At 58.9% G+C, this 24,802-nt stretch carries 19 protein-coding genes; 3 read left to right on the top strand and 16 right to left on the bottom strand.

The window, feature by feature from the left end; genetic code table 11:
* Positions 1-39: 39 nt before the first annotated feature.
* Positions 40-3,150, bottom strand: a complete 3,111-nt coding sequence (locus AU182_RS15190; protein ID WP_066967069.1) for an efflux RND transporter permease subunit — start codon at positions 3,148-3,150, stop codon at positions 40-42.
* 91 nt (positions 3,151-3,241) lie between these two features.
* Positions 3,242-4,399 (bottom strand): efflux RND transporter periplasmic adaptor subunit, encoded by a 1,158-nt coding sequence (locus AU182_RS15185; protein WP_066967066.1) that lies wholly within the window; start codon positions 4,397-4,399, stop codon positions 3,242-3,244.
* 244 nt (positions 4,400-4,643) lie between these two features.
* Here AU182_RS15185 and AU182_RS15180 point away from each other — a divergent pair, with 244 nt between their 5' ends.
* Entirely contained in the window at positions 4,644-5,294 is a 651-nt protein-coding gene (locus AU182_RS15180) for a TetR/AcrR family transcriptional regulator (RefSeq protein ID WP_066967063.1), read from the top strand.
* A 74-nt stretch (positions 5,295-5,368) separates the two neighbouring features.
* Here AU182_RS15180 and AU182_RS15175 read toward each other — a convergent pair whose 3' ends face one another.
* The 14 genes from AU182_RS15175 to AU182_RS16690 all read right to left on the bottom strand — a co-directional run bounded on the left by AU182_RS15175 (position 5,369) and on the right by AU182_RS16690 (position 22,679).
* Positions 5,369-6,130, bottom strand: a complete 762-nt coding sequence (locus tag AU182_RS15175) for an ABC transporter permease (RefSeq protein WP_066967060.1) — start codon at positions 6,128-6,130, stop codon at positions 5,369-5,371.
* Between the two features lie 16 nt (positions 6,131-6,146).
* Positions 6,147-7,094 (bottom strand): ABC transporter ATP-binding protein, encoded by a 948-nt coding sequence (locus AU182_RS15170; protein ID WP_153039248.1) that lies wholly within the window; start codon positions 7,092-7,094, stop codon positions 6,147-6,149.
* A gap of 97 nt (positions 7,095-7,191) precedes the next feature.
* Positions 7,192-7,920, bottom strand: coding sequence for a dienelactone hydrolase family protein (locus tag AU182_RS15165; RefSeq protein ID WP_066967054.1), 729 nt, complete (start codon positions 7,918-7,920; stop codon positions 7,192-7,194).
* A gap of 122 nt (positions 7,921-8,042) precedes the next feature.
* Positions 8,043-8,729 carry a tRNA (guanosine(18)-2'-O)-methyltransferase TrmH gene (trmH, locus tag AU182_RS15160; protein ID WP_066967051.1) on the bottom strand — a complete coding sequence of 229 codons (687 nt, stop codon included), beginning with the start codon at positions 8,727-8,729 and terminating at the stop codon, positions 8,043-8,045.
* A gap of 220 nt (positions 8,730-8,949) precedes the next feature.
* Positions 8,950-9,243, bottom strand: coding sequence for an antibiotic biosynthesis monooxygenase (locus AU182_RS15155; RefSeq protein ID WP_066967049.1), 294 nt, complete (start codon positions 9,241-9,243; stop codon positions 8,950-8,952).
* 187 nt (positions 9,244-9,430) lie between these two features.
* Positions 9,431-10,684, bottom strand: coding sequence for a gephyrin-like molybdotransferase Glp (gene glp / locus AU182_RS15150; protein WP_066967046.1), 1,254 nt, complete (start codon positions 10,682-10,684; stop codon positions 9,431-9,433).
* 68 nt (positions 10,685-10,752) lie between these two features.
* The gene (locus tag AU182_RS15145; RefSeq protein ID WP_066967043.1) at positions 10,753-13,455 is read right to left on the bottom strand and encodes a nitrate reductase; all 2,703 of its coding nucleotides are present in this window, start codon (positions 13,453-13,455) and stop codon (positions 10,753-10,755) included.
* A 28-nt stretch (positions 13,456-13,483) separates the two neighbouring features.
* Positions 13,484-13,837, bottom strand: a complete 354-nt coding sequence (gene nirD, locus AU182_RS15140; protein WP_066967039.1) for a nitrite reductase small subunit NirD — start codon at positions 13,835-13,837, stop codon at positions 13,484-13,486.
* Positions 13,838-14,059: 222 nt separating this feature from the next.
* Positions 14,060-16,606, bottom strand: coding sequence for a nitrite reductase large subunit NirB (gene nirB, locus AU182_RS15135; RefSeq protein WP_066967035.1), 2,547 nt, complete (start codon positions 16,604-16,606; stop codon positions 14,060-14,062).
* 402 nt (positions 16,607-17,008) lie between these two features.
* The gene (locus tag AU182_RS15130) at positions 17,009-18,730 is read right to left on the bottom strand and encodes a bifunctional protein-serine/threonine kinase/phosphatase (RefSeq protein WP_227718292.1); all 1,722 of its coding nucleotides are present in this window, start codon (positions 18,728-18,730) and stop codon (positions 17,009-17,011) included.
* 96 nt (positions 18,731-18,826) lie between these two features.
* The gene (locus tag AU182_RS15125) at positions 18,827-20,305 is read right to left on the bottom strand and encodes a NarK family nitrate/nitrite MFS transporter (RefSeq protein WP_066967029.1); all 1,479 of its coding nucleotides are present in this window, start codon (positions 20,303-20,305) and stop codon (positions 18,827-18,829) included.
* A gap of 438 nt (positions 20,306-20,743) precedes the next feature.
* Complete coding sequence (locus AU182_RS15120) at positions 20,744-21,817, bottom strand: CmpA/NrtA family ABC transporter substrate-binding protein (RefSeq protein ID WP_066967026.1); 1,074 nt, start codon at positions 21,815-21,817, stop codon at positions 20,744-20,746.
* A 75-nt stretch (positions 21,818-21,892) separates the two neighbouring features.
* Complete coding sequence (locus tag AU182_RS15115; protein WP_066967023.1) at positions 21,893-22,495, bottom strand: ANTAR domain-containing response regulator; 603 nt, start codon at positions 22,493-22,495, stop codon at positions 21,893-21,895.
* A 7-nt stretch (positions 22,496-22,502) separates the two neighbouring features.
* Positions 22,503-22,679 carry a hypothetical protein gene (locus tag AU182_RS16690; protein ID WP_193754358.1) on the bottom strand — a complete coding sequence of 59 codons (177 nt, stop codon included), beginning with the start codon at positions 22,677-22,679 and terminating at the stop codon, positions 22,503-22,505.
* Between the two features lie 269 nt (positions 22,680-22,948).
* Here AU182_RS16690 and AU182_RS15110 point away from each other — a divergent pair, with 269 nt between their 5' ends.
* Both AU182_RS15110 and modA read left to right on the top strand, forming a co-directional pair.
* Positions 22,949-23,572, top strand: coding sequence for a molybdenum cofactor guanylyltransferase (locus AU182_RS15110; protein WP_066967020.1), 624 nt, complete (start codon positions 22,949-22,951; stop codon positions 23,570-23,572).
* A gap of 192 nt (positions 23,573-23,764) precedes the next feature.
* Positions 23,765-24,574 (top strand): molybdate ABC transporter substrate-binding protein, encoded by an 810-nt coding sequence (modA, locus tag AU182_RS15105; RefSeq protein ID WP_066967016.1) that lies wholly within the window; start codon positions 23,765-23,767, stop codon positions 24,572-24,574.
* Positions 24,575-24,802 lie beyond the last annotated feature (228 nt).

Raw genomic sequence — 24,802 nt, 5'->3', positions numbered from 1 at the left:
CTTTGCCTTTTTTTATACAAGCTCGTTAGGTTTGCAGAGTCAAGCGCTCGCGGCCGCGGGCGACGGTTCACCCTCCGGTGTCTCACCCGGCGCCTCGGTCGGGGCCTTTACCCGGAACCAGGCTGCATACAGCGCCGGCAAAAACAGCAGCGTCAGCGCGGTTGCCACAATCAGACCGCCCATAATGGCAACGGCCATGGGGCCGAAAAAGTCACTGCGGGACAGCGGGATCATCGCCAGCACCGCCGTGAGTGCGGTCAATACAATCGGGCGGAAACGGCGCACCGTAGACTCGACAATGGCCTCCCAGGGCGTGAGCCCCTGGGCTTTATCCTGCTCGATCTGATCCACCAGAATCACCGAATTGCGCATGATCATTCCGGCCAGTGCAATGGTGCCGAGCATGGCCACAAAGCCGAATGGCTGGTTGAACAGCAGCAGGAACAGGGTGACGCCGATGATGCCCAGCGGCGCGGTGAGGAACACCATGGTCGACAGGGCAAAGCTGCGCAGTTGCAGCATCAGCAGGGTAAACACCACCAGCAGGAACAGCGGCATACCGGCATTGACCGATGCCTGTCCCCGTGCGGATTCTTCTACGCTGCCGCCCACCTCCAGCAGATAACCCGGCGGCAGCGCATCGCGCAGCGCCTGTAGCTGTGGCCAGATGGCGGCGACCACGGTGGCCGGCTGCTGGGTACCGTAAATGTCTGCGCGCACCGTGACCGTGGGCAGGCGGTTGCGGTGCCAGATCACCCCTTCTTCAAATCCGTATTTGAGGGTGGCCACCTGGTTCAGTGGCAGGGCGCCCCCCTTGTCTGTTTGCACCGCGAGGTTGCCCAGCTGTGCCAGCGCCTGGCGCTCCTGCGCCTGTCCGCGCACCGCCACGGTGATCAGCTCGTTGTCCTCGCGGTACTGGCCCACCGGGGTGCCAGACAGGGAACCCTGCAGCGCGCGGGACAGTGATGCGCTGGTGACGCCCATTGCACGTGCGCGCGCCTGGTCCACAGCCAGGTTCACCACTTTGCTGGGTTCCTCCCAGTCCAGGTGCACGTTGGCCACATCGCTGTTGCCGCGCACAACCTGCGCCACTTCCCGGGCGATCCGGCGAACCTCGGGGATATGCTCACCGGACACGCGGAACTGCACCGGGTAACCCACCGGTGGGCCATTTTCGAGGCGGGAGACCCGTGAGCGCACCGCCGGGAACTGTTCCCGCAACACGGAAATCAGCCACTGGCGTACCTGTTCCCGCTCTTCCACGCTGCGGGTCAGCACCACAAACTGGGCGAGGCTGGCAGCGGGCAGCTGTTGATCCAGTGGCAGGTAGAAGCGCGGCGAGCCGGTGCCCACATAGGCCACATAATTCTGCACCAGCGGATGCTGCGACAGCAGTGTTTCCAGCCGCAAAGCTTGCTCCTCGGTAGCATGCAGCGAGGAGCCCTCGTTCAGCTTCAGGTCTACCATCAACTCCAGGCGCGCGGAGGAGGGGAAAAACTGCTGGGGCACGAAGCGGAACAGAAAAATGGAACCGATAAAAATCGCCAGCGTCAGCAACAGCACGGTTTTACGGTAGCGCAGGCACACGTTCAAAACGCGCCGGAACCGCTGGTAAAACGGTTTGCTGTAGGGGTCATTACGGGAGTGGCCCGCCGCTGACGAGGCATTGTGTGCGGGTAACAGGCGGTTACCGAGGTAAGGCACAAACACCACCGCGGCCACCCAGGAGGCGAGCAGGGAAAGTGTGACCACCTGGAAAATAGAGCGGGTGTATTCGCCGGTGCCGGATTGCGCGGTGGCAATGGGCAGGAACCCGGCCGCGGTGATCAGGGTGCCGGTCAGCATCGGGAAGGCGGTGCTGGTCCAGGCAAAGCCTGCGGCTTTGAGGCGGCTGAGACCCTGCTCCATTTTGATCGCCATCATTTCCACGGCGATGATCGCATCGTCCACCATCAACCCCAGCGCGAGCACCAGTGCGCCCAGGGAAATCTTGTGCAGGCCGATGTCGAAATAATGCATCAGGGCAAAGGTCATCGCCAGCACCAGCGGAATCGACAGCGCGACCACCATGCCGGTGCGGAAGCCCAGTGAGAAAAAACTCACCAGCATGACGATCACCAGGGCCTCAATCAGCACCTTTACGAATTCGCCCACACTGTGTTTTACCGCGGCCGGCTGATCCGAGACTTTCTCCAGTGACAGGCCGATGGGCAGTTCCTGCCGCAGCGACGTCACGGCGGCATCCAGCCGTTCCCCCAGCTGCAGGATATCCCCACCGGCTTTCATGGACACGGCGAGCCCGATTGCGTCCTCCCCCATAAAGCGCATGCGCGGCTGGGGCGGGTCACTGAAGCCGCGCTGTACATTGGCGATGTCGCCGAGGGTCAGGGTGTGTCCATTGGCGTGGATGGGGAACTGGCGGATTTCATCCACGCTGCGGAACTGGCCACTTACGCGGATACGCACGCGGTCGCTGACCGCTTCCACGATGCCGGCGTCGGCGGTCTGGTTTTGTGCCTGCAGGACCGACTGCACGGCGGAGAGCGGAATCCCTAAGGATGCCAGCTTGGCGTTGGCGATTTCCACCCAGATTTTTTCATCCTGCAGGCCCAGCAGTTCCACTTTGCCCACATCGTCCACCCGCTGTAGTGCCAGCTGCAGGCGGTCGGCGTAGTCTTTCATCAATGCGTAGTCAAAACCCTGGCCGGTCAGGGCGTAGATATTGCCGAAGGTGGTGCCGAACTCATCGTTGAAGAAGGGGCCCTGCACATCGGGCGGCAGGGTGTGGCGAATATCGCCCACTTTCTTGCGCACCTGATACCAGAGGTCGGGAATGTCTGCGGAGTGCATGCTGTCGCGGGCCACAAACATTACCTGTGACTGTCCCGGGCGCGAGAAGGAGGTAATGCGCTGATAGTCGCCGGTTTCCATCAGCTTTTTTTCAATCCGCTCGGTCACCTGGCGGGACACTTCCTCCGCGCTGGCACCCGGCCACAGGGTGTTAACCACCATCACCTTGAAGGTGAAGGGCGGGTCTTCACTCTGGCCCAGTTGGGTATAGGAAATGGCTCCGATCAGGCCGAGCAGCAGTATGGAATAGAGCACCAGGGGCCGGTTTTTCAGCGCCCATTCGGAAAGGTTGAATCGCATAGGGGGTTTCCGGATCGTCTGCCACTTGGGCGAGGTTCACAGGGAAAGCGTTGCTGATTGTGCGCAGGCGGCTTAAAGCGGCTGCAAGCTGCTATAGGCGCTGGGCCAGCGCCTTGTCGGTTTCAATGGGCCGGTTCTGACGATCCACCGGTCGTACCCGCTGGCCTTCCTGAACCAGCTGGGTGCCGGCGGACAGGATCCAGTCGTCCGGGCTCAGGCTGGAGATCACCTCGGCGGTTTCGTGGCCATAACGGGCCACGGTCACTGCGACTTTGTGCAGGGTGAAATTTTCCGGGTCCATGCGCCACACATAAGCCTCCGCGCCATCGGCGGTAATCGCGGACATGGGCAGGCGCTGGGTGGGACGCTGGTGCTCGCCGCTGGGGGTGGTGCGCGCATAGACGCGCGCGCTTTGCCCCAGCTGGGGGCCACTGCTGGCGCCATCGGCTGGGAAGCTGACCCGCGCTTCAAAAGTGCGCAGGCCGGACTCCGCTGCCGGGGCGAGCTCGCGTACCTGGCCGTGGATCGGGTTGCCCGGCTGCGACCAGAGTTCGATCGTGACCGGCTGTCCTACAGCGAAGCGGGACACTTCGTGCTCTGGCAGGTCGATACGCACTTCGCGCTCGCCGTCGGCCGCCATGGAAAATACCGTCTGACCGGCGCTGACCACCTGCCCCGCGTCGATAGAGCGCTGGGTGATCACACCGTCGCCGGGAGCCCTGAGCACCGCGTATGCGGCCTGGTTTTCCGCCACCTGCCACTGGGCGCGGGCGCGCTCCAGTTGCGCGACACTGCTGTCATAGCGACTTTTCACCGCATCAAACTGAGATTCGCCAATCAGCTTGCGTTCCAGCAGCGTGCGGTAGCGGGCGAGTTCGCTGCTGGCATTGCGGTTGTCCGACTGTGCCGCCTCCAGCTGCGCGCGGGCGGCGTCACTCTGCAGTTGCAGATCCTGCGCATCCAGTTCCGCCAGTGGCTGTCCCTGCTTGACCCGGTCACCCACCTCCACCAGGCGGCGGGTGACCGCACCGGCGACACGAAATGCCAGCGCTGGCTCGTGGCGCGCGCGCACCTCCCCGGGATAGACCGCAAGCTGGCTGCCGGCGGCCTCAGGGTGTACCACAATAGCCGGCCGTGGCGGCGTGGCATTGTCGTTTTGGGGTCCGGAGCAGGCGCTAAGGAGCAGAGCGGCCAGTAGGCCACTGGAAAAACGGAGAAGCGGCGCGTTGAGGAGGCGTAAGCGGGGCATGGTTACCTCATTCCTTGTGGTTCGCGAGCTGAGGGTGACTTTCTTAAGATGACTCTTAGGTCGGGTAAGCCGGCAGAAACTGGTACAGTTGTCTGCCATACTGCGCCGGACCCAATTCTGTACTGGCGAGTATAGTAAGTATATTAAACTCGTGAGTCCACTAATTCAGTGGCGGCGAGCGTGTGCTTCAACATTCCCTGTTTGAAGTGCGGGACGGAAGTGCGGAACAGCCACGATGACGAGCATGAGCCAAGCAAATTCAACCACCAGCGCCCCCGCCAGCCGGGGCCGCCCGAAAGACCCGGCCAAGCGGCACGCGATTCTGGAGGCGGCCAAAGACCTGTTCCTCACCCACGGGTTTACCGGCACCAGCATGGATGCCGTAGCCAGTGAGGCGGGGGTGTCCAAGCTGACGGTGTACAGCCACTTCTCCGACAAGGAGACCCTGTTTACCGCCGCGGTTGAGGCCCGCTGTTGCAGCCAGATGCCGGTGGTGATGTTTACCCTGGAGCCGGGGATGCCGGTGGCGGCGATGCTGCACAAGATCGGTGAGGCTTTCCTGGAGATGCTCTACCACGAGCATTCGCTGCAGCTGATGCGGCTGATCAGCGCCGTGGGCAACCAGGACCAGACCATGGCCAACCTGTTTTACGAGGCGGGCCCCATGCGTACCCGCAATGAAATGACCCGTTTCCTGAACCGCGCCTGTGAGCTGGGCCAGCTACAGATTCCGGATACCGAGCGCGCGTCAGAATTGTTTTTTGGCATGTTGCAGGGTGGCTGCCGACATATCCAGATCATGCTCGGCTGCACCGAGCCGCCGGGCCCCCGGGAGATTGCCGAGCATGTAAAGGAAGTGGTTCGGGTATTTACCCGCGCCTACCAGCCGGGCTAGGGAAGCGCTTTACTGACACAAAAAAAGCCCGCGAGCGCAGACGCTCGCGGGCTTTTTTTGTGGCTCAATTCTGCTCAGGCGCGGATTTTGTAGCCGGTGCGGAAAATCCACCAGATCGCGGTCATGCACAGCAGCAGGAAAAATATCGTCATCCCCAGGCTTATGCCCATATGGACATCGGAGACCCCGTAGAACGCCCAGCGGAAACCGCTGATCAGGTACACCACCGGATTAAACAGGGTCACCTTCTGCCAGAATTCCGGCAGCATATTGATGGAGTAAAAGGCCCCGCCGAGAAATGTCAGTGGGGTGATGACCATGAGTGGAATGATTTGCAGTTTCTGGAAGTCGTCCGCCCAGATGCCGATGATAAAACCGAACATACTGAACGTGACGGCGGTGAGAATCAGGAAGCCGATCATCCAGAACGGGTGGGCGATCTCGTAGTCCACAAAGAATCGTGCCGTGATGAGAATCAAAATGCCGATGACCACAGATTTGGACGCCGCCGCCCCCACGTACCCGGCGACAATTTCAAATGCGGATACCGGTGCCGACAGGACTTCGTAAATTGTGCCGGAGAACTTCGGGAAGAAAATACCGAAGGACGCATTGGAAATACTTTCCGACAGCAGCGACAGCATAATCAGCCCGGGAATGATGAACGCCCCGTAACTGACCCCTTCGATCTCTCCCAGGCGGCTGCCGATGGCGGTGCCGAATACAATAAAATACAGGCAGGTGGAAATCACCGGCCAGGCGATACTCTGCATCAGAGTGCGTGCGGTGCGGGCCATTTCAAACTTGTAGATGGCGCGGATGCCGTACAGATTCATCGGTGCTTTTCCTTTTTCATCCGGCCTGCTGGCGCGCGTGCTGGTTCTGGTGTACCAGGTTAACGAAGATTTCCTCCAGCGAGCTCTCACTGGAATGCAGATCCTTGAACTCGATACCCTGCTGATTCAGGGCACGTAACAACTCGGCGATGCCGGTATGCTCGCGCTGGGTGTCAAAGGTATAAACCAGTTGGTTGCCTTCGTCCGCCAGGTCGAGGCCAAATTCGTCGAGCCCCTGGGGCAGTGTGTCGATCGGGTTTTGCAGATGGATCGTTAATTGCTTTTTGCCGAGCTTCTGCATCAGTGCGTGCTTTTCTTCCACCAGTACCAGCTCACCGTGATTGATCACGCCGATGCGGTCGGCCATCTCCTCGGCTTCTTCGATGTAGTGGGTAGTGAGAATCACGGTCACGCCATTGTCCCGCAGGCCGCGCACCATTTCCCACATATCTCGGCGCAATTCCACATCCACACCGGCGGTGGGTTCATCGAGAAACAGGATGGCCGGTTCGTGGGAGAGGGCCTTGGCGATCATCACCCGTCGCTTCATGCCGCCGGACAGGGCCATGATGCGGCTGTCTTTCTTATCCCACAGGGAAAGCTGGCGCAGGATCTTCTCGATATGCTCGGGGTTGGGCGCCTTGCCAAACAGGCCGCGGCTGAAGGTGACGGTGTTCCACACGCTCTCGAAGGAGTCGGTCGAAAGTTCCTGGGGCACCAGGCCAATTTTGCTGCGCGCAGCGCGGAATTCCCGCTGGATATTGTGGCCGTCGGCGAGCACGGTACCACTGGTGGGGTTGGTGATGCCGCACACGATACTGATGAGGGTGGTTTTACCGGCGCCATTGGGACCGAGCAGGGCGAAGATCTCGCCGCGCTGGATGTCTAGGTCCACAGACTTCAGTGCGGTAAAACCGCCGGCGTAGGTTTTACCCACGTTCTGTATGGAAATAATAGATTGCACGCGGCCCCCTTCAGGCATTCACTGACACCGGCCATTCTGCCTCGAAGGCGGCGGCCGGTGCCACTGGGTATCGACAGTAGCGGCTGGTTTGGCTTGCTTAGAAGTCGAATATTTTGTTGTAGAAGGCGATGGCACCTTCGTAGGCGTCATTGGCGGCGTCTTCGTTGTAGGCGAGGGGAATGCCAAATTTTTCACCGCGCCCGGTGGCGGCGGGGTTGGTAAAGCCGTGCTTCACACCCGGGTAGCTGCTCACATCGAAGCGGACACCGGCGCTCTGCATTTCCAGAACAAAGTTGGCGACCTGCTCGGCGGGGATCATGTCGTCGTCGCCGCCGGTGTAAACCTGTATCTGTGCCTTGACGTCGCCGGGCTTAATTTGCACCTCGGTTTCCAACGCACCGTGGAAGCTGACCACGCCTTTCAATGGCAGGCCGAGGCGCGCCATGGTGAGCGCGACGGCACCACCGAAACAGTAGCCCTGGGCGGCAACTTCACCGGCTTCGACGGTTTCGTGACCGTTGATGAGATCGAGCGCCGCTTGGAAGCGTTTAAGGGGCGCGCCCTCGGTTTCGAGGGTTTTGTTCATAAGGGCGGCGGCGTCGCTGGGGTTGTCGGCGCCCAGGCCGCTACCGTACATGTCGAGGGCGAAGGCGGTAAAGCCTTCAGCGGCGAGGCGCTCGGCTTCCTCGCGGGTAAAATCGTTGAGTCCCCACCACTCATGCAGCAGCAGAATGGCGGGACGTTTGCCTTCGATGGTTTCGTCGTAGGCCAGGTAGCCGGTAAAGGATTCGCCATCGACGGTGTATTCGATTTCTTCGGTGTGCATTGTTTCCTCCCTGGAGAGTGGTCTTGTAAAAGTTGTGCCAAGGGTAGATGGGTGCTGGACCGGGCGCAACGGGCGGCGGTACTTGGGTAGTGTGGTGCTTTGCCACTTCGCTACTTATTGCACTACTGATTAGGTCGGCGGTACTTTAAGTCCTTCGGCGGAATAATATCCCCATCCTCATCCAGCTCCGGAAATGGCAGCCCGTGTTGTTCGCAGTATCTGACCATTTTCGGATGCATCCAGCGAAACAGAATATCTTTTATTTCCGGATGTTCTTCGTCGAGTTCTTTATTCTCATACATCCCCGCCCTGGTCCGCTGATACATCGCTTCCTGCAAAATAATCGCGGCGGCGACGCTGACATTGTAGCTTTCCACCATGCCAATAATCGGGATGGTCACATGGTCGTCGGCGTGTTCTGCGGCATATTCGCTGAGGCCATCTTTCTCGGCGCCCATGATGAGGGCGAACGGCTTGGTGTAATCGGCTTCACGAAAGTCGATGGCGCGGTCGGACCAGTGGGCCGCGTAGAGGTGCATACCGCGGCTTTTGAGTTCGGCTATGCCGGACTGTATATCGGGGTAAACACTGTTACCCGTGAAGCGGCCGCTACCGCCGGCGGTGTTGTGGTAAATCCGGTGGCCATAGCTGGGCTGTACCATGTGGATTTCGGGGATGCCGACCGCGTCGGCGGTGCGCAGCATGGCGGAGATGTTTTGGCCTTTGTGCACCTGGTCGGTGAGGATGGTCATATCGTGCTGGCGCTGGCGGAGCACCTGCTTGAATTTCTCGTAGCGGCTGCGGCTCATGGTACTTCTATCTTGTTCGGTCTTCGGGGTGCGCCGGATTATAGCATTGTGGTTTGGTGTGGGCTTTGTGGTACTTGCTTGGGTGGTTCGGTGGCGGCCAAGCGCCGGGTATGGGGTTTCAGGACCACTGTAAACCCATCCCTGGGAATTTCGGCGCAAACATCCTGTTTGCGACGATCCTGAAACCCCCTACCCGGCACTTGGCCTTCGCATCGCGGTTTTACAGTTCGACGAGTGAGTAGTGCTCGACTTCGGGGAATGGGTCGTAAAAGTGATGGAGGAGGGCTTTCCAGTTTTGGTATTCGGAAGATTTACGGAAGCCCTGCGTGTGGTCTTCTAGTTTTTCCCAATTCACCAATAGGATGTAGCGGCCTTCTTTTTCAAGACACTTTTGAAGTTGGTGATTTATGTAGCCTGGCATCGAGGAAATGATGCTTTGTGCCTTTTGGAAGGCACTTTCAAAATCTTCATTCTGGTCTGGCTTTACGTCCAGAATCGCTACTTCAAGAATCACGCTAGTTCCTTGTTCAGAGGGAAATGTCAAATGCGAAGGTAAAGTGCTGGGTGTAGCTTTTCGAAAGCGTGTGCGACAGGGACGTCGCTCACGCAGCGTACAGGGACGTATTTACAGCGGTTTCGAGAAGCTACACCCGGTGCTTTGCCGCCAAAAAAATCGCTTACTCGGGACCCCGAACCAAGAACTACGCGAGAGGCGCGGTAAAGGGCTCCACAGTAACCCAATCCCCAGTCTCGCAATCCTCGCCTTCCCGAGGCAAAACAACAAAACAGTTGGCCGCCGCAAAGCCGGAGAGAATATGGCTTCCCTGGATGCCGCGAGTCTCCACCACCTGAATTCCATCTTCATCGCGATAGGTAAAACCACGCTGGTAGTCCGTGCGGCCGGGTTTTTTGCGGATATTGTTTAGTAGGCGCGCGCGCACCTGAAGTGGCGGCTGGCGGAATGGTGCAGCGGTGCCCCGCATTTTTTCCAGCGCGGGAACAACCAGTTGGTGAAGTGTGACAATCGCGGAGACCGGGTTGCCGGGGAGGCCGAAGAACAGGGTTTCACCGTCGGATTTGGGCAGGCGGCCGAAGGCAAACGGTTTGCCGGGTTTGATGGCGAGTTTCCAGAAGTCGATTTCCCCGAGTTCCTGCAAAACGGTTTTGGTGAAGTCTGCCTCGCCTACAGAAACCCCGCCGCTGGTAACCACAAAATCCGCATTATCGCGGGCTTTAAGAAACGCCTCGCGAATCTTGTCCGGTTGGTCCGGCCAACAGCCAAGGTCGAGGATATCTACGTTCAGTTGCTCCAGTGCCGCCTGCAGCGCAATACGGTTGCTATCGTAAATATCACCACTGCCCAAAGCCGCGGGCGGCGTGCCGATGGGTTTCAGCTCGTCACCGATGGAGAGCAACGCCGCCTTGAGTTTGCGTACCACCGTCACTTCCGCCACGCCCGCGCCAGCGAGCAGGGCAATGTGCGGGACTTTGATTTTGGAGCCCAGCGGGATCAGGCTCTGGCCGGTGTGCACGTCTTCGCCGCGGCGGCGAATGTTCTCGCCGGGTTTGGCGGGGCGGCTCATGGTGAGCTGCTCGCCATCCAGGCTGCAGTTTTCCTGCATCTGCACTCTATCTGCACCAGAGGGGACGGCGGCGCCGGTGGTGATGCGAATGGCCTGTCCCGGTTCCAGGGCCCCGGTAAACGGGTGGCCGGCGAGGCTTTTGCCGATGATGGTGTAACTGTCGTGTGCACCACACAGAGCGTAACCGTCCATAGCGGAGTTGTCGCAGGGAGGCAGGTCCAGTGCCGCCAGTACCGGTTCTGCCAGTACCCGGCCACAGGCCTGGCCCAGGGGAATCGTTTCGGTAGCAGTAATCGGGTGGATACTGTCGATCAGCATTCGCTTGGCGACTTCTACGGAGCGCAGGCCGTTTTCTGCACAGACGTCTGACATAATGCTTGCCTTTATTTTCTATCTGCTTGCCCCGCAAGATAGCCGGCCGGAGTGGGTTCTGCCAAGTCTTAGCCGACAGCGACCGCGAGATTGGTCGTCAGCAACGCGGAAATCTCCGGTTTGCAGGAACCGCAATTGGTACCGCAGCCTAAAAGTTCACCCAGTGCATCCACAGACGCCGCACCTTCGGCAATGGCCGTCTCGATTTCCTTGCGGGAAACCTGCAGACAGGTACATACCATTTGCGCTCCCGCCGGCACGTCGTGGAGGAGTGTGGCGGGAGCGTCTGGCAGGGGCTCCTGCAAAGCATTTTCCAGAGTCTTGCGATCGGGCAGGGTCTGCCAAGCCGCACTGGTAAATACCAGCAATTCCATATGTTCGCTGTGCAGCAGCCAGCGTTCACCACTGGGTAGCTGTAACTGTTTGCGATTGAGCTGCTTGCCGCTCAGGCTGAATAGCTTTTCGGCCAAGGATTGCCAGTCTGGCTGTTTCTTCAAGGCCAGTTCAAAGCGATAGCCGCCTTCTACCGGTACCCGGTACCAGTGCAGGATGGTTTCAAACAGCTGCGAGTCGCCGGCCTGCAAACAGCTGTGGAGCTCTTCGGCGGCTTTGGTGCGCAGCAGCAGGCAGGCGTAACTGTGGGCAATGAGGGGTTCCAGTTTTACCGCAACCTGTTTCAGCTCTGGTTGGCCAGACACCGGGTCAGTGAACGGAATGGCGAGAGCACTGACGGTGGCATTGTGGGCGAGGCTGTCGCTCCAGTGGATCGGGGCAAACAGTTGGCCCGGTTTCTGGCTGGCAGTCACCCTGGCGCGGCCAAAAAACTGACCTTTTTCGCTTGCTACGCGCACCAGTTGCGCGTCTTCGATACCGAACTTTGATGCTTCCTGCGGGTGTACATGGAGCTCCGGTGCTTCACTGTGATCCAGCAGTTTACGCGCACGGCCGGTGCGGGTCATGGTGTGCCACTGATCGCGCAAGCGGCCGCTATTCAGTATCAACGGATATTCGTCGCGGGTTTCCTGTTTCGGGCACTGTGGCTGAACCGCAATGAAGCGGGCGCGGCCGCTGGGAGTGTAGAAATCACCATCGCCGAACAGGCGCGCCGTACCCTGCGGATGTTCTCCATTGACCGGCCATTGCACCGGGGTAAGGAAGTCGTATTCCTGATCGCTAATATTCGCCAGTGCGGAAATATCGAAGGCGCGGCGGGTTTGCTCGCGGTTGTTCTCGAAGCCGGACAGTGCAGCGTGCTCGCGAAAAATTTCAGCAGGAGACTGGAAGTTAAAGGCTTCAGCAAAGCCGAGACGCCCGGCCACATCGCAAACAATCTCCCAGTCATGGCGTGCTTCGCCCGGTTTGGGCAGGAAGCCCTTCTGGCGGGAGATGCGGCGCTCGGAATTGGTGACGGTACCGGTCTTTTCCCCCCAGGTGGTGGCGGGCAGCAGCAGGTCGGCACAGCGCGCGGTATCGGTATCGCCCACGCAGTCGGACACAATCACCGTGGGGCACTGTTTCAGTGCCGCAGCGACACGGCGGGCGTCGGGCATACTCACCGCCGGGTTAGTGGCCATGATCCACACCGCTTTGATTTGGCCGCTTTCCACCGCATCAAACAGCTCCACCGCCTTCAGACCGGGGCCCTGTGCCATCTTCGCGGCACTCCAGAACCGGCCCACGCGGTCGATATTGTCCTCGGTGAAGTCCATATGCGCGGCGAGCATATTCGCCAGGCCGCCCACTTCGCGACCGCCCATGGCATTGGGCTGGCCGGTGATGGAGAAGGGGCCGCAACCCGGCCTACCGATACGCCCGGTAGCCAGGTGGCAATTGATAATGGTGTTGTTCTTGTCGGTGCCGGTGCTGGACTGGTTGACACCCTGGGAATAGAAGCTCACCGTCTTCTCTGTTCTACTGAACAGCGCATAGAATTCGAGTAACTGTTCCAGATCGACGCTGCAGTATTTCGCCACCTTCTCCGGTGTCCATTCCGCTGCGGCGTAGAGCGTATCGGCAAAGTTTTCCGTGTGATTGTCGATGAATCGCTGATCCAGCGCACCGGATTCGGTCAGGTAATGTAGCAACCCGTTAAACAGCGCCGCATCACTGCCCGGGGTAATCGCCAGATGCAGATCCGCCATTTCCGTAGTAGCACTGCTGCGAGGGTCGACCACCACCAGCTTGGCATTGGCTGCCTGCATGCGTTGGAACAGAATCGGATGGGTCCAAGCGGCATTTGAGCCGATCAGTACCACCAACTCCGCCTCGTCCAGATCCTCGTAATTGCAGGGCACCGCGTCGGCGCCAAACGCGCGTTTGTAGGCGGCTACGGCAGAGGACATACACAGGCGAGAATTGGTATCGACGTTGGCCGTGCCGATAAACCCTTTCATCAGCTTGTTGGCCACGTAATAGTCTTCTGTCAGCAACTGGCCGGACAGGTAAAACGCCACAGAATCCGGTCCGTGCTCATCGATGGTCGCACGCAGCCTGGACGCGGCAAATTCCATTGCCGTATCCCAATCACACTCCTCGCCGTGCAACTTCGGCTTTAACAGCCGCCCATGGTCACCGAGCGTATCCGCCAGGGAAGAGCCCTTGACGCACAGCTTTCCAAAATTTGCCGGATGCTGCGTGTCCCCCTGAATTCGGATTACCTCCTCACCCGAGGCCGGACTGGACTCCCGCGTCGCCGCCACCCCACACCCCACCCCGCAATAAGGGCAGGTAGTGCAGGACCTGCGGGCGCTGAACAGTTCTGTTAATGCCATCGTCGACTGCTTGTTTATGTGCGTTGTATTAACCGACCTGAATCAACACGTCATCGCCTTCAAAGGCAATGGGAAAGGTATCCAGCTGAATGTCTTCCTCTTCCAGGCACTGGCCGTCGGTCAGTCGGTAGTGTTGCTTGTACAGCGGCGATGCCACGGTCAGGTCACCGTTGATCTCCGCAACCAAGCCGCGGCCGATAACGCCGGCGTTGGCAATAGGGTCCCAGTTGTCTATGGCGTACAGCTGGGGTTCCTGGTCGGGTAAAAAAAACAGGGCAATCTGACGACCGCCCACAAGAGCGCATACTCCGGAATTGGCTACAAGATCTGATCGCTTGCAGACTTGCAGCCACTCGGCGCGGGTTATGGCAACTTCGCTCATTCTGGTTCTCCACTTAGGAATGGAAAGAGTAGGGTGGTGAAAAATCATTAACTCACTATTAGCGCGCTACACGCAGAAGGTAGATGTGAAGGTGGAGTGCCGGGTGTAAAGTTTCAGGAGCGTCGCAAACAGGAAGTTTGCGCCGCAACGCCCAGGGATGGGTTTACAGTGGTCCTGAAACTTTACACCCGGTGCTCCACCGCCACCGGGCTACAAAAGCCCCTAAGCCGGCTCAGCAATCTTGACGATTTCTTCTTCAGTGGCCGGGCGACGTTGCTTGCGCTCTTCCACGAACACGATCTTCTCGTCTTTCTCGTCGGTGTTCACAAACTGGCGGAAGCGCTTCAGCATCTCCGGGTCGTTGATCGCGGTTTTCCATTCACACTGGTAGGTGCCAACCACATTGCCCATCTGGCGTTCCAGTTCTTCGCAGATACCCAGCTTGTCTTCGATGACTACCTCACGCAGGTAATCCAGACCCCCTTCCAGGTTCTCCATCCACACCGAAGTACGCTGCAGCTTGTCGGCCGTGCGCACATAGAACATCAACACCCGATCGATATATTTAATCAGAGTCACATCGTCCAGATCTGTAGCAAACAGGTCCGCATGGCGCGGACGCATACCGCCGTTGCCACAAACGTACAGGTTCCAGCCGTTTTCCGTCGCGATCACCCCAATATCTTTACTTTGTGCCTCTGCACACTCACGGGTACAACCGGAAACCGCCATCTTGATCTTGTGTGGCGAACGCAGGCCCTTGTAGCGGTTCTCCACGGTGAGCGCCATGCCCACACTGTCCTGCACCCCGAAGCGACACCAGGTACTGCCGACACAGGACTTCACCGTACGCAAAGACTTTCCGTAAGCGTGGCCCGTCTCAAAGCCCGCATCGGTCAGCTCGCGCCAGATCTCCGGCAGTTCCTCCAAGCGTGCGCCGAACAGGTCGATCCGCTGGCCGCCGGTGATCTTGGTGTACAGGTCATACTTCTTCGCCACCTGCCCGAGAACAATCAGCTTGTCCGGGGTGATTTCACCACCGGCAATACGCGGTACCACGGAATAGGTGCCGTTTTTCTGCATATTCGCCATGAACGTATCGTTGGTATCCTGCAGGCCAACGTGGGGCTTGTTATGGATATGTTCATTCCACAGGGAGGCAAAGATGGATGCCGCCGTCGGCTTACAGATTTCACAGCCCTTGCCGGTGCCATGCCTGTGCAGCAGCTCGTCAAAGGTTTTAATTTCCTCCACCTGCACCATATGGAAAATTTCCTGGCGGGTGTAAGGGAAATGTGGGCACAGATCGTTATTGACTTCCACACCCAGCGCAGCGAGTTCTGTATCCACTACATTTTTCAGCAGCGCCGCACAGCCGCCACAGCCGGTGGATGCCTTGGTGCAGTCCTTGACCTCGCCCAAAGAGCAGCAACCACCCTGAACCGCGCCGACAATATCGCCCTTGCTCACGTTGTGACAGGAGCAGATGGTGGCGGTGTCTGGCAGTGCATCGGCACCCAGTGCCGGTGCTGCGCCGTCCAGAGCCGGCAGGATCAATTGCTCCGGGTGCTCCGGCAGGTCCATATCGTTCAGGTGATATTGCAGCAGGGTGTCGTAATCACCGGTGTCGCCCACCAGTACGGCACCGCGCAGTTTCTTGCCTTCGCGGTCGGTAATCATCCGCTTGTACACGCCGGTCTGCTCGTCCACGAAGGTGATCGCCGCGGAGCCTTCCGCACGGCCATGGGCGTCGCCAATGGAGCCTACTTCCACGCCCAATAGTTTCAGCTTGGTGCTCATGTCCGCACCGTTGAACTCCGCCGCCTCCCCACACAGCAGGGAAACAGCGGTGCGTGCCATGGTGTAGCCGGGCGCTACCAGACCGAAGATAAAGTTATTGAACAGGGCACACTCACCGATGGCGTAAATGTTCTTATCGGATGTGCGGCAGTGGTTGTCGACCACGATACCGCCGCGCTCACCCAGTTCGATACCGGCGGACTTCGCCAGGCTATCTTCCGGGCGGATGCCGGCAGAGAATACGATCAGGTCGGTATCCAGGGACTTGTCGCCTTTACTCTCGCCTTTGTCTTGAAAGGTCATGCGCAGACGGCCGCCATCGACCTCTTCAATCAGCTCCGTGGCGGTGCTGGTGTGGACGGTTACGCCCAGCGCCTGGATCTTTTCGCGCAGCAGTTTGGAGCCGCCTTCGTCCAGCTGCACGGACATCAGGCCCGGGGCGAACTCCACCACGTGGGCTTCCAAACCCAGCTGCTTGAGTGCGTTGGCCGCTTCCAGACCCAGCAGGCCACCGCCCACAACCACGCCCACCTTGCCGTCTTTGGCGGCGGCCTGGATGTTGTCGAGGTCTTCAATGGTACGGTAAACGAAGCACTTGTCATGCTTGTGGCCGGGAATTGGCGGCACAAAGGGGTAGGAGCCGGTGGCCAGAACCAGGTGGTCGTACGCTGCGGAAGCACCGCTAGCGGAAGTCACGATTTTATTTTCGCGATCGATGCTGACGGCTGCATCGTTCAGGCGCAGATCGTAGCCCCATTCGCGGTACTGCTCCACCTTGCCCATGGCCAGGTCGTCGGCGGTGCGACCGCCGAAGTACTCGGAGAGGTGAACCCGGTCGTAGGCGGGACGGGGTTCGGCGCAGAAAACGAGTACGTCAAACAGTTCCCGTTCGGGACGGTTTGCCAGTTGTTCCAGGAAGTGGTGACCCACCATGCCGTTGCCGATGACGACGATTTTTTGCTTAACCATAATCTCTGCCGTTTGTGCCTGAATCGTTCGACAGAAGTGAAGCGCTGGGGGAGGGCCTGGGGCGCGAGAGGCTCACGGGCGTCCCCTCTTCTGTCGAAGAGTGGTAGGCGCCGTTGCCTTGCTAAAAGAATTTCGGATTGTGACTATTGGTATTCAATCTCTGTGCCAATTTCTTCCGCCGCCAAAAACCCGCACATCCACAGTGTTGATGCGGTTTGGCGATGACCAGGGCATATGAGCTGCAATAAAGTGGTGCGTCAGATGGGGTTTTGCCTCAAAGAAGTGCGGGCGGGATTTCTGTGATGCAGGCTCCTGTGATGTAGCGACAGGTATTACGTGGCTCTGGGGCGGACAAGTTGCCTGAATAAAGCGCTGCGTTGCTTAAGGTTTTTTATATGGCGCCTACAGGAAATATAAAAGATGCGAAAAAATCGCCAGCGCGGCGACAATTTGCCAGAACAGCAATGGATTGCGCTCCATTAGTGGCGGCTTGTCGGCGGTATTGAAGCGCTTGTTCGGCGTGCGGAGATCGTGTACGAACTCGGACAGCGCCGGGTAGCGTGTTTTGGGGTCGGGTGCGCAGGCACGGCGCAGGGCGCCGTCGATCCAGTCTGGAATATCATTCCGGTGCTTGCGCGCACTCAGATACTTCAGGCTGGCGTAACTCTTCAATTGATAGTGACTGCTGCCGAAACGTTCCTTATAGGGGTAATGACCGGTCAGTAGCTCATAGGCAATGACCCCGAGAGAAAAAATATCCGATCGGTGGCTGGCCGCATCCCCACAGAAATATTCCGGTGCACAGTAATTTTTGCTGCCCGGTGGCGCGCTGCCTTGGTAGCGCAATAATTCCTCCAAGCCAGCCGCATTGGCGCCGCCCAGGTCGATTAGCTTCAGGCGGCCGGAAGAATCCAACATGATATTTTCTGGCTTCAGGTCCCCGTGCACGATCTCCAGCCGCTGCAGACGGCGCAGTGCGCTCACCAATTGCTCAATCAGGTTACGTACGTGATCCAGTGGTGGCTCCGGGTTCAGCTGCATCCACTGCCGCAGATTCTGTCCATCTACATACTCCAGGACGTGATAGAGGAACTTGCGTTCCTTGCGTGGCGGAAACACCTTTACAATGGCCGGGTGCTCGAGCCGGCGCCCAGTCCATTCCTCAGCAATGAACCGCTCTATATAGGCTGGGTCATCACTAAAGTTTTCTGACGGTGCTTTCAAAGCGCGCAGCGCGTGGGATGTCATATCCCGCACCAGGTACAAATAGCTGCGGCTGCTCGCATGCAGCTCCTGCAGTACCTCGTAGCCGTCGATCTTGTTGCCCGGCTGCAACGGTGGCGGAAAGGGCAGCTGGCTCGTCGCCAGTATCACATCCTCCGCCTCCAGTGAGTCCACGACATTCACCCGGCACAACGCCAGGCTCAGATTGTCCTCGCTACCGTTATCCAGCGCAGCCGCCAGCAATGGCTGCGCCGCTTGTAGTTGATGTTCAGTGAGCAGATGGGCGAACTGCCTGTGGGGCAAGAAGTCGTGAATTCCATCCGTCGTCACACAAAACAGGTCGGCCGGTTCCAGCGACTCCTGCCGGTAATCCACCTCGATATGCGCATCCATGCCCAGCGCCCGGCTTAAGAACGTCCGCCCCGGTCCCAGGGTGCGACTGTGATCCTGTGTCAGGCACTCCAGCTTGCCATCCCGCAACCGGTAAATACGCGAGTCGCCAATATGGATCAGATGCGCCGTGGCTCCCTTCAGCACCACCGCCGAAAAGGTCGTCAGCCAGCCCCGCTGCACCTCATCGGCACCGCCGCTCTGGCGATACAGCCAGCTATTGAGCGCATGCAAGACCCGCGCAGCCGCCTGCTTCACCGACCAGGAGTCCGGCGTACTGTAATAGTCGGAAATAAATCCGCTCACCGCCGCCCGCGCCGCTGCACCCCCGGCCTCGGCACTGCCAACGCCATCCGCAATCGCCACCAGTGAACCGCGGTAACGCCGATCACTGCCTGTGGCCCGGTAGACCGCAACCGCGTCGTCGTTGTAAGCGCGCTGGCCGCACTCAGTGGCCGTCGCGAACTCGAGGTTTTCGGAATTGGAAGCCTGTAGGTCGGAATCGGGCACAGTGATGGTTTCGCAGGTGGTGTTCAAATTGGTGCCGGCAATAGTAAGTGATGGAGTGGGCCCGGGAACCTGTTAACGGCTGCCCGGGAATTTAAATTAAGCAACGTCAATCAGAGAAACACTACCATCCGGCATGACCTCTGCCATCTGACCTTCCGGCTCCTCCAGGAACAACAGTGTGACAAAGCCGAGTACCGCAGTGCCGGCAATTACCAAGAAGAAGGTCTCGTACGAAACCATGCTCAATACCGTGAGGTAAAACACCGCGCCTACATTGCCGTAAGCCCCGGTCATTCCCGCAATCTGCCCGGTCAGGCGACGCTTGATCAGCGGTACCACCGCAAACACCGCGCCCTCACCCGACTGCACGAAGAACGAGCATGCCATCGCCGCAGCCACCGCCAGATACAGCGGCCACTCGCTATCGATCATGCTCATGGTCAGGTAACCCAGCGCCAGACCAGCTGTCAGGATCAGCAACGTGCTCTTGCGCCCGAACCGGTCGCTGATCAGGCCGCCCGCCGGGCGAGACATCAGGTTCATAAACGCATAAGCCGAAGCCAGCAGGCCCGCCTTCACCGGATCCAGAGTAAAGGTCTCCGAGAAAAATAGCGGTAACATCGAAATTACCGCAAGTTCAGAGCCAAAGGTCGCGAAGTACAGAATGTTCAAAACCGCCACCTGCTTGAACTTGTAGCGGTGAATCGGCTCCGGCAGCTGCACGAAGAGCTCTTTATTGATGTCGTAACACTTCTTCGCATCAAACACATACAGTGCTGCCAGTGCCACATAAATTACAACCGCCACCGGCTGCGCCAGAATGCCGACTCCATGTGGAGAGAGCTTCCAGGTGAGTAGCGCCAGTGCTGCGTACATCGGCACTTTCATGATCAGCAGCAGCACGAAGTCCGAAGGGCTGGACACTTCCATGCCGCCGATCTTCTTCGGTTTGAAATAGGTTCCGCCCTTGGGGGTGTCGGTTACTGAGCGGTAGTAGATCACACTGTATACCAGCGCAATCACACCGGTGAGACCGATGGCATAACGCCAGCCCTCTTGTCCTGGAGTGTCGCCACCAAACAATAGTGCGATGGTCGGCAGGCTCATGGCCGCGGCCGCGGAACCAAAGTTGCCCCAGCCGCCGTAAATGCCTTCTGCCGCACCCAGTTGTTTGGCCGGAAACCACTCGGACACCATGCGGATACCAATAACAAAGCCTGCACCGATAAAGCCCAGCAGGAAGCGGCCAATGGCGGCGGCGGCAAAGCTGTCTGCCAGTGCGAAGATAAAGCAGGGGATACTGCCGATGGCCAGCAGCAGGGAGTAGGTCAGACGCGGCCCGTATTTATCGGTCAGCATACCGATGATGACCCGCGCCGGGATGGTCAGCCCCACGTTCAGAATCAGCAGAGTCTTTACCTGATCGGAGGTGAGTGACAGGCTGTCGGCGATCGACATCAACAGTGGTGCGTGGTTGAACCAGGCAAAGAACGTAATAAAGAACGCGATCCAGGTCAGATGTAGCACCCGGATCTTTCCTTTAAAGGAAAACAGATTTAAAGAATCGCTGGACATACTTTTATCCCGTTAGTCGATGTTCTGAGTCAGCCTGTCGTCATCGTGGCAACCGTCCCAAATTGCGGGCATAAAAAAAGCCCACGGGGCAACCTGGCTGCCGCCGGTGGACTTCGCTGTCCGTATCGCAATGGCAGCCCGGGGTAAACCGGGCTGACCTCACGCGCTGTGTTGCAGTAAGTAATTCAATATTTGTGCCACCCTGCCTGATATTCGTGCATGGATTCAATTCTGGTGCGTGGCAGCGCAAAACTTTGGCGCATCGCGCTGAAGAAGTGGTGCTGAGGGGAATCGGAAGGGCGCTGATCGGCCACGGTGATGGTGCAGCGGACTTTTCTGGCGCCCCGTTTTGGGGTGTTTTGGGCCTCCGGTGGGCGGGAGTGCACCGGAGGCGTGCGTGCGCGAGGGGCTGGTTAACGCTCCCGCAGCCCTGTATGCCTAAGTGGCGACACGGATGTGGCGGTGTCGAATGAAGTCCAGGGTCTGCTGGTACAGATCTGCCTGAAATAGTTGTGTGGTATCGGTGTCGACCGGGGCAATGTCATTGCACAGGATTAGCAATTCGCGCGCTTTCTTGTCGGTAGGGCGTCCGTGGTCGGACTGGGGGTGGGCGAAGAGGTGCCAGCCGGTGTTTTCCGTGGGTACGCGATCCTGCCGACGCAGTAGTTGGTCGTTCAGCGACAGGGCGATAGTTTCCTCCGGCAGATCCAGGTACTCAGGTCGTGCCAGGATACCCACGGCATCGCGGCGCTGGCTGCGATCGCTCAACCAGCCGCAGGCTTCCAGTAGCGCCGCGCGCAGCGCGAGATGTGTGGCCGGGTTGGTTTGGTGCCAGCTGCGGGTAACCGCCAGCACCTTTTCCGGCATCGCCGGCATCATGGCATTGTTCGGTGTGGCAATCACGCCGATACCCTCCTGCACGGCGATGGTGTTCCAGGGTTCACCTACACAGAAACCGTCGATATCGCCGCGGCGCAAATGATCCACCATCTGTTCCGGTGGCAGAACCAGCAGGCGTACGTCGGTATCCGGGTTGATGCCGGCGCTGCTCAGCCAATGGCGCAGTTGCAGGGTGTGGCTGGAAAAGGGGTAGACGCTGGCAAAGGTCAGTGGGGTTTCGCTTTCGGCGCGAGCGCGGATGAACGCGCTGAGTGCGGCGCCGGTGCCCGCAGCGTCATCGGTTGCCGGTTGAAGACGATCGTAAAGGGTTTTCGAGAGGGTAATGCCATTGCCGTTACAGCTCAGGATCAGGCCACTGAGCAGCTCTTCCTCGCAGTTCGGCAGGGTCTGTTTCAGGGTCAGTGGCATCGGTGCCAGCATGGCGGCGGCATCGGCGGCACCACCGATCAATTTGTCGCGCAATGTAGCCCAGGAGGTTTCCCGCTGCAGCTCGACCTTCAGGCCATAGCGTTCAAACAGGCCCAGTTCGCGGGCAATGATAAGCGGCGCGCTGTCGGTGAGGCGCAGGTATAGGAGTTTCAGGTTAGGCTTTTCGGCTTGCAGGCTGCTCACGGTTGTACTCTCGGTAATCTCAAAATTTTTGCGCTGGGTTCCGGCACTTTCTGGGACGCTGTCTTGCTTCCTGCGTTATCGAACGGGCGCCTGTAAATGGGCGACGATTTGTTCTGCCACATTGCGCATGGTGGAGTTGCTATTCATGGCCAGGGTGCGCAGGGTCTGGTGAGCCGCCTGCTCACTGATATTCTTGCGCGCCATCAGTAGTCCCTTGGCGCGCTCGATAATTTTGCGTTCATCCAGCTGCTGCTGGGTACGCTGCAGAGACTGCCGCAGCTGCTGGTAGCTGCGGAACTGGGCCATGGCGATCTCGATGGCCGGTGCCACGCGCTCCGCCGAAAGCCCCTCTGCCATATAAGCGCTGACGCCGGCCTCGACTGCGCTGGTAATAAACTCAGCACCGCCACGGGCGGAGAACATCGCCACCGGTGTTGGGTTGTGCTGGTTGATTACGGAAAGGCTTTCGAGAATATCCCGGTCTGGGGATTCGATATCGATCAGGACGATGTCCGGACGGTGCTTCTCGACCTGGAATAGCAGGCCTTCGGCACTGGAGAGTTGCGCCAGCAGGTTGTAGCCGGCAGCGGTGAGCTGCGCGGCCACCATGGCGGCGCGTTCGGTCTGGTCATCAACCAGCAAGATACTGACAGATGCTGATACAGGTGTGGTCGTCATCGCTTGGTCAAAACTTCAGTTCGAACTGCAGCCAAAATTTGTCCGTATCGGTGCTGAACGTATCGGCATCGTAGGTGGCGTACTTGGCGAGCAGGCCGATATTTTTTGTTATGGCATAGGTCGCGACCAGGTCGAGTTCGTTGCCGTACTCTTGGCTGGCGCGATCGCTATAGAATTTATGCAAAGTTGCTGCAAGCTTGATGCCAGAAACAACGACTGAGCCGCCAGCGTAATAATATAGAGATAGTGGAGTGAGAGCTGGTCGCTGAAGTCTCACTCGGCGTGAAAAGCATTCTAGGTCTGCTCGTTCTAGCGGCTGGCGCGCAGCAGCACGCAGGGCGTCAAATCTTGCCAGCGAGCTTTGCGGGCGGTACTTAGGCTTGACGCTGGCGGGGGAAGCCCGGAGAGTGGTGCGACGAGTTTGGGGTGGATGTACAGGAACCTTTTCGACAGATGACGGCAAATTCCGAGTTTTTCAGTCAGGAGCGGGGCCGAGCGCCGGTGCAGAAGCGGGTGTGTCCGTTGGTATTGGCGGGCGGCCAGTCCAGCCGCATGGGAAAAGACAAGGCCCTGCTAAAATTATCCAATGGGCGCACGCTTCTGGAGCAGGCCAAGTATGTGATCGATGGGCTGCAGCCGTCAGAAGGCATCGTAATGATGCCGACGATGGTGAGCGGCGCGAGGCCCGGAGGCATACCGGACCGGGTCCCCGACGCCGGGCCACTTGGTGGTTTGCAGGCGATAGCGCGGCATCTGGACAGCTGGGCACTGCCGTGCGATGCGCTGTTAGTGTTACCGGTGGATATGCCATTGCTGAGCTCGGCACTGTTGCATCAGCTATGTGCAGCGGGACAGACGGTGGAGCAGGTAGTCTGTATTGGCGACGTTTACCTGCCGTGCTGGTTGCCCCTGAATGATCGTTGTCGAAGTTACCTGGATGCAGCGGTCACCGGTCAGGTCATTGGGTCGGTGCGCGCGCTGTTTGGCTATCTGGGGTGTATGCAGCTGCCAGAACCCGCTGGTGATTGGCATCTGAACGTCAACCGCCCAGAGGACTTCCAGCGCCTGCTGCCTTGAGGTGCTCGGGCCCTGCCGGGGCTGGGGCACGCTGGTGCGTGCAATCAAACGCGTGTGAGGCCAATGGCGTGAGAGGCCAGCGGTGCTTCCGGGGTGCAGCTCCGGTGAATCAGGGTTTCCGGGACAGAGAGGTTGGTGTCCATGGCTACTGGGTTGCGAGTTCGGCTACTGGCAGGTGTGCTCACGTGCGTCATGCTATTGCTGCTTGGCAGTTGTGGTTCGCGCCAACCGCCAGAGCTGCGGCTGGCGGTGGATGCCGGTTTTCAGCCGGCCGTGGAGGCATTGCGGGAGAGCTTTGAATCCCGTTGCGGGTGCCGCCTCAAGATCACTGCCGGAGCCAGCGGTCTGTTGTATAGCCAGATCCGTGCCGGTGAACCCTTCGACCTTTTCCTTTCTGCCGACAGCGCCCGCCCAGTGTTGCTGGAAAAAGCCGGCCTCACCGTCGCCGCCAGTCGCCAGACCTACGCCCGGGGCCAGTTGGCCCTGTGGGTTAATCGGCAGATCTCTGCGGATAAATCCTCAGGTTTCTCTACCCTCACCGCCAACCTTGCTCGCAACGACGCTACCCTGACGCCGCGCCAGCTGATCCTGTTACTGGGGCGCGGCAAGCACAAGCTGGTGGTTGCCGACCCACAGCTGGCGCCGGATGGGGATGCCGCGGTGCGTATGCTGAAAAAACTGCGCTTGTGGCCGCGGCTGCGCGGGCGGGTGGTATTTGCAGGGCACGCGGGGCACGCCCAGATACTCCTGCACCAGGGGCAGGGCGACATGGGGCTGATTCCTTACGGGCAGGCGCTCGCCACCGGGCGTCATGGGCAGTTCATGCGGATTCCCGCGCACTTTCATCCGCCCATTCACCAGCAAATGGTCATCCTGCGTAACACCCGCCAGCGCGATCTCGCTATCCGCCTGCTGCAGTTTCTGCAGTCCGATGAGGTGCAACAGCAATTGGGCGGGCTGGGTTTCTTGCGAGTGGATCCAGCCGCCAAATCGGCATTGTGAATATTCCCGGAAATGTATTCGGCTTCCCCAATAATTAGTTTTAAAAGATACCTATTCCATTACTGACTTATATCCATAGCAAAGCGTTATTATTTATTGGTGATATTGATAAACCGTTTGGAATAGTTAAATAAAGCTTTCTTTATATGAACTGGAGCGAATAGTTTTTACATGGTTTTCATCGTTGTGGGCCTGTTTGATAAAGATCGGTAAATTTTATGCAAAGTC

Origin of the sequence: Microbulbifer sp. Q7 (assembly GCF_001639145.1) — a bacterium.
In the GTDB taxonomy this organism is placed as follows: domain Bacteria; phylum Pseudomonadota; class Gammaproteobacteria; order Pseudomonadales; family Cellvibrionaceae; genus Microbulbifer.
This window is presented reverse-complemented; position numbering and strand designations above follow the sequence as displayed.